The sequence below is a fragment of the Spiroplasma endosymbiont of Lasioglossum malachurum genome (genome assembly GCF_964020065.1).
GTDB lineage: Bacteria > Bacillota_I > Bacilli_A > Mycoplasmatales > VBWQ01 > Spiroplasma_E.
Genome location: NZ_OZ026534.1, coordinates 1,003,447 through 1,016,539 on the forward strand (window position 1 = coordinate 1,003,447; position 13,093 = coordinate 1,016,539).

The 13,093-nt window shown below is 24.6% G+C and carries 13 protein-coding genes and 3 pseudogenes; 8 read left to right on the forward strand and 8 right to left on the reverse strand.

Annotated features, from left to right (window positions below; translation table 4 throughout):
* Positions 1-212 precede the first annotated feature (212 nt).
* The gene (locus tag AACK95_RS05555; RefSeq protein WP_338979849.1) at positions 213-743 is read left to right on the forward strand and encodes a hypothetical protein; all 531 of its coding nucleotides are present in this window, start codon (positions 213-215) and stop codon (positions 741-743) included.
* A gap of 102 nt (positions 744-845) precedes the next feature.
* A pseudogene (locus AACK95_RS07155) lies at positions 846-1,825 on the forward strand (IS256 family transposase); the annotation flags it as partial.
* A 151-nt stretch (positions 1,826-1,976) separates the two neighbouring features.
* Here AACK95_RS07155 and AACK95_RS05570 read toward each other — a convergent pair.
* Complete coding sequence (locus AACK95_RS05570) at positions 1,977-3,215, reverse strand: IS256 family transposase (protein WP_338981056.1); 1,239 nt, start codon at positions 3,213-3,215, stop codon at positions 1,977-1,979.
* Between the two features lie 95 nt (positions 3,216-3,310).
* On the opposite strand from AACK95_RS05570, the pseudogene AACK95_RS05575 reads away from it, so the two are divergent.
* Positions 3,311-3,595, forward strand: a pseudogene (locus AACK95_RS05575) (transposase); the annotation flags it as partial.
* A gap of 39 nt (positions 3,596-3,634) precedes the next feature.
* Here AACK95_RS05575 and AACK95_RS05580 read toward each other — a convergent pair.
* From AACK95_RS05580 to AACK95_RS05590, 3 genes and pseudogenes are all read right to left on the reverse strand, one after another.
* Positions 3,635-3,763 (reverse strand): annotated as a pseudogene (locus AACK95_RS05580) (IS256 family transposase); the annotation flags it as partial.
* A 57-nt stretch (positions 3,764-3,820) separates the two neighbouring features.
* Entirely contained in the window at positions 3,821-4,045 is a 225-nt protein-coding gene (locus tag AACK95_RS05585; protein ID WP_338979855.1) for a hypothetical protein, read from the reverse strand.
* A 245-nt stretch (positions 4,046-4,290) separates the two neighbouring features.
* Positions 4,291-5,997 carry a hypothetical protein gene (locus tag AACK95_RS05590; protein WP_338979856.1) on the reverse strand — a complete coding sequence of 569 codons (1,707 nt, stop codon included), beginning with the start codon at positions 5,995-5,997 and terminating at the stop codon, positions 4,291-4,293.
* Between the two features lie 73 nt (positions 5,998-6,070).
* Between AACK95_RS05590 and AACK95_RS05595 the strand changes: the two genes are divergently transcribed.
* Positions 6,071-7,312: an Mbov_0401 family ICE element transposase-like protein gene (locus tag AACK95_RS05595; RefSeq protein WP_338979858.1), complete on the forward strand. Its 1,242-nt coding sequence runs from the start codon at positions 6,071-6,073 to the stop codon at positions 7,310-7,312.
* A 287-nt stretch (positions 7,313-7,599) separates the two neighbouring features.
* Here the strand turns inward: AACK95_RS05595 and AACK95_RS05600 are convergent, their stop codons facing one another.
* The gene (locus AACK95_RS05600; protein WP_338979859.1) at positions 7,600-8,454 is read right to left on the reverse strand and encodes a bifunctional 5,10-methylenetetrahydrofolate dehydrogenase/5,10-methenyltetrahydrofolate cyclohydrolase; all 855 of its coding nucleotides are present in this window, start codon (positions 8,452-8,454) and stop codon (positions 7,600-7,602) included.
* Between the two features lie 21 nt (positions 8,455-8,475).
* Entirely contained in the window at positions 8,476-9,963 is a 1,488-nt protein-coding gene (locus AACK95_RS05605; RefSeq protein ID WP_338979861.1) for a TrkH family potassium uptake protein, read from the reverse strand.
* Positions 9,964-10,129: 166 nt separating this feature from the next.
* On the opposite strand from AACK95_RS05605, the gene AACK95_RS05610 reads away from it, so the two are divergent.
* From AACK95_RS05610 to AACK95_RS05625, 4 genes are all read left to right on the forward strand, one after another.
* On the forward strand, positions 10,130-10,975 hold the full coding sequence (locus tag AACK95_RS05610) for a TrkA family potassium uptake protein (protein WP_338979863.1): 846 nt from the start codon (positions 10,130-10,132) through the stop codon (positions 10,973-10,975).
* A gap of 148 nt (positions 10,976-11,123) precedes the next feature.
* On the forward strand, positions 11,124-11,384 hold the full coding sequence (locus tag AACK95_RS05615) for a hypothetical protein (RefSeq protein WP_338979865.1): 261 nt from the start codon (positions 11,124-11,126) through the stop codon (positions 11,382-11,384).
* Between the two features lie 7 nt (positions 11,385-11,391).
* On the forward strand, positions 11,392-11,751 hold the full coding sequence (locus tag AACK95_RS05620; RefSeq protein WP_338979867.1) for a hypothetical protein: 360 nt from the start codon (positions 11,392-11,394) through the stop codon (positions 11,749-11,751).
* Positions 11,752-11,869: 118 nt separating this feature from the next.
* Positions 11,870-12,133, forward strand: coding sequence for a hypothetical protein (locus AACK95_RS05625; protein ID WP_338979868.1), 264 nt, complete (start codon positions 11,870-11,872; stop codon positions 12,131-12,133).
* Here the strand turns inward: AACK95_RS05625 and AACK95_RS05630 are convergent.
* On the reverse strand, positions 12,130-12,588 hold the full coding sequence (locus AACK95_RS05630; RefSeq protein WP_338979870.1) for an IS30 family transposase: 459 nt from the start codon (positions 12,586-12,588) through the stop codon (positions 12,130-12,132). The genes AACK95_RS05625 and AACK95_RS05630 overlap by 4 nt on opposite strands.
* Positions 12,482-13,078 carry an IS30 family transposase gene (locus AACK95_RS05635; protein WP_338979872.1) on the reverse strand — a complete coding sequence of 199 codons (597 nt, stop codon included), beginning with the start codon at positions 13,076-13,078 and terminating at the stop codon, positions 12,482-12,484. The genes AACK95_RS05630 and AACK95_RS05635 overlap by 107 nt, the downstream gene beginning before the upstream one ends.
* Positions 13,079-13,093 lie beyond the last annotated feature (15 nt).

Sequence of the window (13,093 nt, forward strand, 5' to 3'; positions counted from 1 at the left end):
TTTTATCATAAAAAATGTATTATTTAAATTTCATATTCATTATTTTCTAGATTTTAAAAATTTAAAATAAATCATTTTTCTTATTTATATTTATTTAACAATTAATTTATATAATATTATATAATCATTGTAAACTTAATATAAGTTTTACCCGTTGCTTTATTTAAAGTAAAATGGGTTTTTATTTTCTAATTTTAAAGGGGACATAAACAATGTGGGGTTTTAATAAAAATAAAAAAGAAGAACAAGAAAGACAAAGAGAAGCTGAAAAACAAGCAGAACAACTACGAAAAATTGAAAGAGACCAAGCTAGATTAAAAGCCGAAAGAGAAGAAAGACAAAAACAAAAAGAAGAACAAGAAAAAAAAGAAAAGCAAAGAGAAGCCGAAAAACAAGCAGAACAACTACGAAAAATTGAAAGAGACCAAGCTAGATTAAAAGCCGAAAGAGAAGAAAGACAAAAACAAAAAGAAGAAAGAGAAAGAGAAGAAAAAAATAGAAAAGCTGAAGAAGAAAGCCAACGTGTAAAAGAAGCAAATGAATATATGGAAAAACAAAGAATAGAAAGAGAAGAAAAACGAGAAAAAATTTTTCAAGAAAAATTAAAAGAAGATCGAGCTAAAGAATTAAGAGAACGCGCCAGAGCAGCTGAAGAAGATGAAAGACAAAAAAGAGAACGTGCAGAAGCAGAAAATGCAGCAAAAATAAAAGGTAAAGGACATTATAATCCATGAAATTTTTAAATTTTAAAGGTAATGTTTAGTAATCTGTGTAACTTACAAAAATAACTATGTTTAATTAATTCTAGTAAATATAATTAAATGACTAGAAAGAGTGAGTTACAGATGGCTAAAAAAGATAACTTTAATAATAATGATCCAATATCAAAAGCAGTAGATTTATTATTAGAAAATACTGAAGATTTAACAACAGTTTTTAAAGAAGGGGGTTTATATAAAGAATTAACAAAACGTTTAGTTGAAAAAATGTTGAATTCTGAGATGCAAAATTATTTAGGATATGAAAAAAATCAACATAGTAATAGTGACAATGCTCGTAATGGTATAAGTTCAAAAAAATTAATAACTCAACAAGGTAAAATTGAGATTGATGTACCACGAGATCGTAATAGTAATTTTACTCCTGTAATAGTGCCAAAAAGACAGAGAAGATTTGATGGTTTTGATCAACAAGTTCTTTCCTTATATGCACAAAAGGTATGACATTATCAGATATTAGAATGCAGTTACAAGAGTTATATTATGGTGCTGATATTAGTGAAAGTGTTATTAGTCAAATTACTGATGATGTGATTGATGATGTCAAAGCATGACAAAATAGACCATTAGAAGGCATTTATCCCATTGTTTATTTTGATTGTATAGTAGTTAAAGTACGACAAGATAAACGCATTATTAACAAATCAGTTTATATAGCTTTAGGTGTTGATTTAGAAGGTAAAAAAGATGTTTTAGGTTTATGAATTAGTGAAAATGAAGGCGCTAAATTTTGATTAGCAAATTTCACAGAAATGAAAAATCGTGGCTTAAATGATATTCTTATTGCTTGTAGTGACAACTTAACAGGCATGTCAGAAGCAATACAATCAGTTTATCCTAAAACTGAACATCAATTATGTATAGTTCATCAAATCAGAAATAGTTTAAAATATGTTTCATACAAACATCGAAAATCACTAGTTACAGATTTAAAGCCAATTTATAATGCATGTAGTGAAGAACAAGCAATGCAAGCTTTAGAATCATTTGAAAGTAAATGAAATAAACACTATCCTCAAATTGCTAAATGAGGCTTTTTAGTAATCTGTGTTTCTTTGTTTTGCAAAGTACTAGTTCAGATTAATTCTATCTTCAAATTTTATCATAAAATGAGCAATTGCTGTATTTCAATTTTGAATGGGCATTGTTCATTTTTGAGGCTTTTTAGTAATCTGTGTTTCTTTGTTTTGCAAAGTACTAGTTCAGATTAATTCTGTCTTCAAATTTTATCATAAAATGAGCAATTGCTGTATTTCAATTTTGAATGGGCATTGTTCATTTTTTTGTTATATTTTCAATTGCTAAATAAAATATTTTGAAAACTGCCATATCATTTGGAAAAACTTTTTTATTTCTGATGACTTTTCGTAATTGACTATTAACAGATTCAATAGAATTTGTAGTATAAATCACTCTTTTGATTTCTGGAGGATAACTAATAAAAATCATTAAATTATCTCAATTTTTATATCAAGATTTAGCAATTTGAGGATAGTGTTTATTTCATTTACTTTCAAATGATTCTAAAGCTTGCATTGCTTGTTCTTCACTACATGCATTATAAATTGGCTTTAAATCTGTAACTAGTGATTTTCGATGTTTGTATGAAACATATTTTAAACTATTTCTGATTTGATGAACTATACATAATTGATGTTCAGTTTTAGGATAAACTGATTGTATTGCTTCTGACATGCCTGTTAAGTTGTCACTACAAGCAATAAGAATATCATTTAAGCCACGATTTTTCATTTCTGTGAAATTTGCTAATCAAAATTTAGCGCCTTCATTTTCACTAATTCATAAACCAAAAACATCTTTTTTACCTTTTAAATCAACACCTAAAGCTATATAAACTGATTTGTTAATAATGCGTTTATCTTGTCGTACTTTAACTACTATACAATCAAAATAAACAATGGGATAAATGCCTTCTAATGGTCTATTTTGTCATGCTTTGACATCATCAATCACATCATCAGTAATTTGACTAATAACACTTTCACTAATATCAGCACCATGATATAACTCTTGTAACTGCATTCTAATATCTGATAATGTCATACCTTTTGCATATAAGGAAAGAACTTGTTGATCAAAACCATCAAATCTTCTCTGTCTTTTTGGCACTATTACAGGAGTAAAATTACTATTACGATCTCGTGGTACATCAATCTCAATTTTACCTTGTTGAGTTATTAATTTTTTTGAACTTATACCATTACGAGCATTGTCACTATTACTATGTTGATTTTTTTCATATCCTAAATAATTTTGCATCTCAGAATTCAACATTTTTTCAACTAAACGTTTTGTTAATTCTTTATATAAACCCCCTTCTTTAAAAACTGTTGTTAAATCTTCAGTATTTTCTAATAATAAATCTACTGCTTTTGATATTGGATCATTATTATTAAAGTTATCTTTTTTAGCCATCTGTAACTCACTCTTTCTAGTCATTTAATTATATTTACTAGAATTAATTAAAAATAGTTATTTTTGTAAGTTACACAGATTACTAAACATTACCTGCTAAATCTTGATATAAAAATTGAGATAATTTAATGATTTTTATTAGTTATCCTCCAGAAATCAAAAGAGTGATTTATACTACAAATTCTATTGAATCTGTTAATAGTCAATTACGAAAAGTCATCAGAAATAAAAAAGTTTTTCCAAATGATATGGCAGTTTTCAAAATATTTTACTTAGCAATTGAAAATATAACAAAAAAATGAACAATGCCCATTCAAAATTGAAATACAGCAATTGCTCATTTTATGATAAAATTTGAAGACAGAATTAATCTGAATTAGTACTTTGCAAAACAAAGATACACAGATTACTAAACATTACCGTTTTGTTAATTCTTTATATAAACCCCCTTCTTTAAAAACTGTTGTTAAATCTTCAGTATTTTCTAATAATAAATCTACTGCTTTTGATATTGGATCATTATTATTAAAGTTATCTTTTTTAGCCATCTGTAACTCACTCTTTCTAGTCATTTAATTATATTTACTAGAATTAATTAAACATAGTTATTTTTGTAAGTTACACAGATTACTAAACATTACCCCATGAATATATATACCATCTCATTTTACATCATGATTTGGTTGTTTTGGAATATTTGAAAAATATAAATTCATTTTTTTGGTTCCACTACTATCAAAATAATCTGTTCAAATTGTAGTATCACCAAAAACAACTTCATGATTTGGTTTTAGATAATAATTAAATTTTTTATTTTCATGGGTAAGCACCCCCCATGATTAATCCTATTGTTCCGGTTGTAGCACCAGTTAGTGCTAATGCTAATGTTATTTTACTTAAATTTGTTTTTATTCATGTTTTCATATTAAATTACTCCTTTTTTCCTTGATTTTACTTCTAAATTGTACTGATTTTTTATTATTTTTACAAGTATGCTTTTAAACTCAAAATAATGCCTAAATTAAAAGTGTTTATTTTGTGATACCTATACTATTAATTGTATTGAAATTGTTTATTATATAGCAAATGTGAAGATACTTTTTTTCACAGTAACATTATTTTTACCACGAATGACATTTTTATATGGATATAGTGCATAAAATAATGCATCATATGGGTCTTGATACATATTTTTGTCAGGAATGTTAGTTTTTGTTTCATCATAACGTAATTCTTCTAAACATTGAGTTGTTTTTGATAAATCATCTTTATTTGCATAAAAGTTTCCATAACTCATAATATTTCTCATTCAAACTACTCTATTAGTTAATCCGGCTTCTTGATTTAAATTTGAAGCATGTTTAATAGCAGTTTGTGTTATTAAAATAGTATTGTGTTCATCAATTAATTTTTGATTTAATCAATCCATTGCTGTTCTTGCTTTATCATCATAAAAATAAATTGCTTGTTCAAAATTTTCAAAATTATCAATTAATCCTAAAATTTCATTAACATAAGCATTAATTTTTTCATTTTCATTAATAAAATCATTTGGTGTAACAACTAATTCACAAATAATATAAGCATCATAATAACCAGTATTATTATATTCTTTAAAACCAACTATCATAAATACAGTATGGTCTTTATGTCCAGTTGCTCAATCAACACCAACTGAATAAAAATCAAATTTATACATATCTTTTTCTTGATTATAAAATTGTTTTAAATCATATGGTTGTCAATATTTTACTGTTTTTTGAAATGGAAAAATTGTTGCATCACTATCTAAAAATTCAAAACCATAAAAAACAGTATTAAATTCATCAGGATTACTTTTTTTCATTTCTAATAATGTTCTTTTTTGAATATCTGGTAATTTATTTCAAAATGGTTGAATAGTAAATCTTAAAACAAATAAACCTAAACCACTAAACATATCTTTATTTTCATAATAAACTTTACCAACTTTTTTAAGATTTTCCATCACTTTATCATTTAATGGTAAAAATTGCGTGCAATACTTTAAATAAAATGGATGGTATTTATCATAAGGATTACATGTAAAAGTAATGAAAAAACTTTTATAAAAATAACGAGTAATCTTTTGTCCAAAGTTAGAACTATATATATTTTTATCAATAAATGTTCAACTTCATTCTTTAATTGGTTCATTTGATACTTTAATACGATTACTTCTAAACATAGAATTTTGTAATCTTTCATATCGATATGTTAATTGCTTTTCAGTTAATGTTTCTTTTTCTTCAGCCATTATTATTTCATCTGTTCTTGAACCTAAAAAACTTGAGCCACCTGCTTCTTTTCCAAAAATCTTATTACCATTAGCATAGCCAATAAAGTCAATTTGTTGATTATTAGGAAAAATAATATAACCACCATCCTTAGTAATTTTTCATTTAATACCATGTGGATTATTAGGTAATAAATTAATATCATATTTATCTAGTAAAACTTGACAAACATTCATCAATGCCCCAATAGTAGTTTCACTATGAGTATTTTCATATCTTCTTACTTCTTGAACACTGCTATCACTAAAATTACAGCATATAAATAAATCAAATGCTAAACAATTTCAAGTTTTTCTTGTTCCCCGTGCAGTTGGAATAAAACGATAAAAACAATTAGTAGTAAAATATTCTGCTCATTCATCATCAACAAATTCTTTAAAAATATCTCAACTAAAACCATAATTATTATCACTAAAATTAAGATTATATTTTTTATTTAATTGTCCATAACTACTAATAAAAGCCATATTTACTCCTTATTTTTAAAAAAAATTAAACTTAAATTATTAACAAACAAAAATTTAGAAAGGAAAATTAAAAATGTTTATACTACCATTCACTAATCATTTTGATTGAGACAAACACGATTTTAATCAAGATGAATTAAATTTACAACAAACAGAAGAATTATTTGCAAAAATAGATGATTATTTATGAAGTATATGTGATAAATCTGAATATAAATCATATAGATTTAGAAAAAGAAAATTAAAAGCAAAAATAGATGATTATTTATGAAGTATATGTGATAAATCTGAATATAAATCATATAGATTTAGAAAAAGAAAATTAAAAGCAAAAAAGGGTTTATTAAATTATAAACGACGTATTTGTACACATTATAACTCAAAAACACAAAAAAAGGAATTTGTTTCATTGTTAGATAATTATCTTGGAGTTAAAAAATATAGTAAACTTGCACCTAATGTCATTAAACAAATTTTAAAATATTTTGCTGATGATAAAAAGTATCGTGATGTTTGTGATACTTTTATTGAAGGTTTAATAAGTAATAGTACAGTTTGCAGAACATATCAAAAATTTGAATTACCAAAAGTTAATATTCCTAAAATTGTATTACAACCAAATCAAACATTATATATAAATATTGATGATGGACATCGAAAATTTAAGTTTAATGAAAAACACAATACTAAAAATTGTAAAAAATGTTCTATGAGATTAATAGTATTTTGTACTGGTAAAAAGAAAAATGGAAAATTAATTAATAAAAGAGCAGTTTGTAAAATAAGAGTATCAAAAACAGAAATTGGTGCAGAAAAAACTGCAAAATTAATTGAAAAATATGGTAATTTATTTTTTGAAAACTTTGACCAAGCAAATTTAGTAGTTTGTGGAGATAGTGCAAAATGAATTAGAAAAACTGCTACAATTTTAAATGCTAAATTTATTTTAGATAAATTCCATGCTTTTCATGTTTTATTTCTTGGAATAATGGCCGGAAGAAGAAAAAATAAAATTGCTAAATTACACTATCAAAATGCAATAACTTTATTTGAAAAAGGTCAATATTATGAATTAATTGATTTTTTACAATCATTAACTTTGCAATATAAAAAATTAAAAGTTGGTTATTTTATTAATGCAAAAGATGGTGTATTAAACCAAGCACTAGTTGAAAATATTGGTTGCTTTACTGAAACTAATATTAAACAAATTTTAAAACATATGATTGGTGATAGAACCTATAACATTGATATGTATACAAAAATGGTTAATTTTAAATGCTATCAAATAAATACTGCCATCCAGTTATTATAAATTAAAACTTAAATTCAAAAATAACTAAAAATAAAACAAAACTTATTAAAGTTTACTTTAATAAGAATTTTTGAGTTATAAAAGTAAGTATTATTGTTGACTAATATTTTCTAAGTGTTAAGATTAACATACAATTGCATATTAAAGTCAAAATTATTCTCGTCTAACTTTATAATTTTAAGACAAATTTGAATATTATTGACAACATCGGTACGCTCCCATTATTTTTTTCAATATTATTTAATCTTTTTTTAATCCAATTTTTCTTTAACATTTAATTTTTCAATTTAATTATATTTATTATTTAATTGATAGCAAATCATTAAATTTTCTAATAACATGGCAATAGTCATTGGTCCAACACCACCAGGCACAGGAGTAATTGCTGAAGCGGTATTTTTCATTATTTCAAAATTAATATCACCAACAACTTTTTTTTCTTTACCTTGATAATTAATTGCTACATCAATAATAACAACATCACGTTTAACTTGACTACTATTAATAATATTATAGACACCAGTAGCACTACAAATGATATCAGCTTCTTTAGTATAAAGAGTTAAGTCTTTAGTTAATTTATGAACAATGCTAACAGTTGCTCCCATATTAGTTAATGATAAAGCCAATGGTTTACCAACAATATTACTATCGTTAATAATAGTAATATTTTGTTTAGAAATGGGAATTTGATAGTGATTTAGTAATTTTAAAATACCTTTTACTGTACAAGGCAACATTGCTTTTTTATCACCTTGTAATAATCTTCCGGCATTAATATTTGTTAAACCATCAACATCTTTATTAATAGTAATGCTATTAATAATTGCTAATGTATCTAAATGTTTTGGTAGTGGTAATTGTACTAAAATTCCATCAATATTATTATCACTATTTAATTGTTCAATTTTATTAATTATTTCTTTTTGTGTTACTGTTGTTGTTAGTGAAAATACTTGTCCATCAATACCACATTCTTGACATGCTTTAATTTTAATTCGTACGTACATTTGTGATGCTAAATCTTCACCAATAATTATTACTGCTAGTTTAGGTTTACGATTAGTAATAGTTGTTACTTGTGCTTTAATTTTTGCTTTAATTTGCTGGGCAATTATTTTACCATCTAAAATTTTTATCATATGTGTTCACCGTTTCTTAATTTATCCAATTAATACGTTTTCTTCAACTCTACTTATCATTGGTTTTGATTTACGATCACTTCAAGCAAGAACAGTAGTTGATACTCCTAATTGTCCCACAAACATGACAAAAATTAAACTAAGTTGACTAAAAATACCTAATTTGGAATTATCAAATAATGAAAGTCCTGTTGTTCCAAAAGCACTTGAAACATCAAAAATTACTTGTGCAAAGGTCATATCAGAATTATCTATTATAAAAACATTTTCAATTGTGATAATCATTACTGATACAAAAACTAAAATAAAACCAAGTGTGCCGACTATAAATGACATACGAACAGTTTGATTAGAAATTTTACGCTTGAATACAAAAACATCATTACGGCCACGGGCAATATTAAAAATTGTTAAAAGAATGATTGCTAAAGTTGTCGTTCTAATTCCTCCGGCAGTACTTGCTGGTGAAGAACCAATTCACATCATTAATGATTGGATCATTTGTGAGGCAAGGTGAAATTTATTTAAGTCAACTGTATAGTATCCAGCATTTCTTGTTGACATTGTATTAAAAAAAACAGCCATAATTGCATCAGATGTCGATAAATTTTTAAAAATGGGCTCTTGCCTTGATGGAGTTATGACATTACGTGAAAAATATTCAATAAAAATAACACTACTAACACCCAATATCGCAACTAAAAAATATGTTATTAATGTTAGTTTAGTAAATAAACTAAATCTAAATTTTTTACCATGAGTTTTATTTTTAATTCAATGATATAAATCATAATAAACAGGAAAACCAATACCACCAATTACAAATTCAATAATAAAAATTCACTGCACAAAATAATCACTCTGAAAAGGTTCTAATGAAGTTATACCAACTATATCAAAACCAGCATTATTAACAGCAGAAATCGAGTGGAAAATTCCCGATCATAATGCTAATAGTATGTGATTATAGTAACCTGTATTATTGTTTAGACCATATTCTATTCCTGAGATAGGCACAAAATAAAAATATAAAAATAAAACAATTGCTCCCAAAAATTCAGTAATTGTCATAACAATAATACCAATTTTTAATACATCAATAGTCATTCCTAATTTATTAGAGCCACGTTCACCTTGCATTAGTAATCTTTCTCTTAAACTAGTATGTCGATTAAATACAAATAAGGATAATATTGCTAGTTTAACTGTAATTAAACCAATACCACCAAATTTAATTAAAATTAAAATAATAAATTGCCCAAAGAAAGTAAAGTCATTAGCAGTGCTTTTTACTGTTAAACCAGTATCAGAAAACGCACTACTAGCAGTAAAAAGGGCAGGCAAAAAGTTTCATTGTCCTTTTGTTGTGGCAATTGGTGTCATTAAAAGTATTGTTCCAACTAATAAAGTGAAAAAATATAAATTAAACATTTGTCGGGGACGAGTTTTACCAACAAAAATAATTTTAAAAATATTTTTTATACTACGATAATTAACCTTAGATAGCATCAAAAAACTCCTAAAATAACATTTTCTTTTATTATTATACTATACTATAGTCATTTCTATTAAATATTAGTTTTAAATTTAAAATACCAATATTTTAAGAATTAGTTTATAATTTAGTATAATATAACATATTTAAGTAAATATTATTTAAGGAAGAAGGATATAGATGTCTTCATCAGAAAATGATTTTTGTGTCATTGGTTTAGGTAAATTCGGAATTTCAGTTGTTAAAACTTTAGAAGAATTAGGTAAAGTTACATTAGCTATTGATAAAAGAGAAGACCGTTGTCAATTAGTTTCATCAATAGCTTCTGAAACTTTAATTTTAGATTCAACTAATCGTGATGCATTAGATGATGCCGGAATTCACAAAGTGCAAAATATTATTATTGCTATTGGTTCTGATTTAGCAGCTTCAATTGTTACTGCTGTTCATGTTTTAGCAATTCATCGTGAACACAATACATTATCATCACTTAATCTTATTGCTAAAGCTGTTGATAGTACTCACCAACTAATTTTAGAAGCAATTGGTATTACTAATATTATTTTATCTGAAACAGAAGCTGGTAAGAAAGCTGCATATCGTGCTATTTGAAAATTAGGAGTAGATTTAACTACAGTTGATGAAAAGTACTCAATAGCTAATGTAATTGTTAAAAATACTAAGTTTACAAATAAAAAACTAGAAACTTTAAAAATTCCTAGCAATTATAAAATTAACTTAGTTGCAATTAAACGTCATGGTAAAGTTATTATTCCTAGTAGAAATGAAATATTAATGTTAAATGATGAACTATTATTTATTAGTTCTAATGAAAATATTAATTCTGTTTGTAATGATTTTTCAATTGGTGATACTAATAAAATATTTGAGCCTACTATTATTAAAGAGGTAAAGAAAAAGCGTTCATTTTGAAATTGATTCAGAAGAAATAAGAAAAAGAAAAAAAATAAAAAATTAAAGAAAAAGGAAGTTAAGAAAGAAAAAAACACTAATAAAAAAAATTAATTATAAGAAAATTGTTTTTTATTTTTAGAAATATTAATGTATTATCATTGTAATAAAATTTATATATTTTAATTTAAATATAAGTTTTTAACCGATTGCTTTATTTTTTAAAGTAAATAGGTTTTTTATTTTTTGAAAGAAAAATATTATGTATACAATGGAAAAAAATAAGAAAGTACTAATTAAAAAAATAGAACAAATTTTTGAAATAATTCAAATTAATCAAAAAAATTTCAGCAAAGAAAAAATACGGAAACATAACCAAAAACCTGAGGTTGGAACTAAAAAATTAAAATATGATCAAAGGCCTGAAGTGAAAGCAAGAAAACGAGAATCTTATCAAAGATGGTCTCAAAAAAATAAAGAAAAAATACGAGAATATAATCACAGATGATGTCAAAAAAAATAAAGAAAAAATGAGAGAACATATTCAAATTCCTATAGAGTGAGATGATACTCAAATTTGCAAAAATTCAAAAGACATTAAAACAAAATATGCGACAGTAATAGTAAAGCAAAAAGTTGATGATAAGATAATGCTTTCTAACATCGTACCAATGCCAGTAACTCAAAGTAATGAAGAACAAGAAATAGTACACAAGGCAGATATATTTAACGTTAAAGATTTATCTAATGGTATTAATAACATTGAAACTAATATGTTTGAAAGACCAGAGGTACCTAAAACGCCCGAGATTATTGATATCATTTTAGACATGTCAGAAAATAAGATATTTTCTAATGTCAATGGTAAAGTAATTAGTAATAGTATTTAAAAGGAAAAAATATCAAAAGTATAAGTAAATTCTATTAATATTTAATAATTTACTAAATTAAGGAAAATTTATTTATTTAGTATTTAAAATAATAATTTTATGTAAAGGATGAAGAACAATGGACAATTATATTTATTTTTTTAGTAATAAATGAACACAATATAAAATAAAATGTTTGGATAAAAAAATACCAATTCTAAAAGGGAAATTTGATTCACTTAAAATTATTGAAGATTGAACAAATTCCTTAATCTTAGAATTAAATGATGAAATAAATAATTATTCATATAATTTTCAATTAACTACTTTAAAAGAGGTTTTTTTACCAAAAATACTTGAAGATTTTATTAATTTGCTAAATTGTAAAGGTAAGTGCAACTAAATTATTTTTCTATCCAAATATTCGATTGGTGAAAGATAATTTAATATTTTTCTCGGTCTTTGATTTAAAGACAATATAAATTTATGAACTTCATTTTTATTAGTTTTTGAAAAAATAAATTTTTTAGGAAATTTTTCTCTAATTAAACCATTAGTATTTTCATTAGTACCTCTTTGTCAAGGTGAATATGGATTGGCAAAATAAATTTTTACATCTAAATTTTTTTCAAGTTGTTGTCAATTTGAAAATTCTTTGCCACGATCAAAAGTAATAGTTTTAACAATGTTTTTAGGAAGAATTGATAAATAATAACTGACATTTTTATTAATAACTTTAGTAGTTCTGTTTTTAACTAATATTGCTAAAGTAAATCGTGATACTCTTTCAACTAAAGTTATTAAACATGATTTGCTTTTGCCTCTTGATGATACTATAATCTCCTTCTCAATGACCAAGTGTTATACGATCATTAACATTTATATCTCGTTCTTTAATTGATTTACCATTAAACTTGCCACGATTTTCTTTAGATTTTCGTTTTTTACCTTTTCTTCTTAAATTTTTACTAGTAACTTTATCAAGCATTCCAAAATAAATTCAAGTATAAATTGTTTTAAAACTAATAACTCACTCTTTATGAAAATTTTTAATTCTGCCATAAATTTGTTCAGGTGATCAACCTAATAGTAATTTTTGTTGTACATATTTTACTAAATTCTTATTTTTAAACTTATGAAAACTAATATGTGATTGTTTTCGATTTTCAGCTTTATTTTGTGCAATTAATGAAAAATAATGATTATTATCTTTATTTCTATTAATTTCTCGAATAATAGTACTAATACTTCGATTAAGATTTTTAGCTATTTCACTAATTTTAAATTTAAATTTCAATTGATTCTCAATATAAATCCTTTCATCTATGCCAAGATGTTTATAACTCATATAAAAACTCCTTAC